General features: G+C 53.0%; 1 protein-coding gene. It reads right to left on the bottom strand.

The features are described 5' to 3' along the window. A partial coding sequence (locus tag NW858_RS06965) for an Hsp20/alpha crystallin family protein (protein ID WP_414520174.1) occupies positions 1 to 364 on the bottom strand: 364 nt, incomplete at its 3' end. Between the last annotated feature and the right edge of the window lie 549 nt (positions 365 to 913).

Below are 913 nucleotides of genomic sequence, written 5' to 3' on the forward strand. Positions count from 1 at the left end.
TGAGAATGCCATCCCGGTAGATTGACGAGACTTTTTCCGGCTGAATGCTTTTGGCTAGCTTGAGGATGCGTAGAAAAGGCTGAGGCTCCACCTCTTGGTAGCGTAATTCAGCACCTTCAGGGCCTTGAAGCTGGATTTCACCGCTAATGGAGAGCTGCTGGGCTGTGGCCTCGATGTGGAAGCGCTCGCGATCGGCGCCGGGCACCCAGAGCTGGACAGTGTAGGCCTCGCCGCTCTCCCAAACCTGTAATGGTGTGGGGAAGAAAGTGCGAGGGCGCTCTCCAGAGCTCTGCTGCTTCGGGAAGTCAAGGGTGCTTCGCTGCACGCGCACATCGAGGATGGGGGTGAAGTAAACCAATTCCATAGCCGCTCCTTGGGTAGTAGGGTGGACAATTCTTGAAAAACAGGTCAACAGGGATAACAACCGGATCCCACCGTTCTACAGAACTCCCCCACGTTGGAAAAAGCTGTATTGAGACGAGATGGGATCCAAACCCAATTCTGCTTCAATGATCCAAGACCGCTGTTGCCAGCAGGGAGGGCAAACCGATCCAGCTAGGGGAGGATCCCATCACCTTTCTCCAAAGTTTGCTTTGGACAACCTCATCTAGAGCCAGCGGGATCCCTGTCGCAACCTTTTCTCTGCCAGTTCGATCGGCGTCTGCTGGGGATGCTGCTAGACAGCTTGACAGAGGAATGGGCGTTAGGGCCGCGCGGTAACAGCTTGGATTCTCTAATTTGCCCACCAGTTCAGCACACTTTATCAAAGCTTAAAATTCTAACCCTAGCTTCAATTGAAGTTATTTGGTTAGTCTCTCAGTTTGGTAGCAATTTTTGTGTGAGTGCTGAGAGGCAAGGGAGGTCGCCTCTAAGATGGCCTTCAAACCTTGACAGCTTGAGCAGTGGGTTCCCA

The sequence above is a fragment of the Synechococcus sp. H55.10 genome, assembly GCF_047502715.1.
Classification (GTDB): Bacteria; Cyanobacteriota; Cyanobacteriia; order Thermostichales; family Thermostichaceae; genus Thermostichus.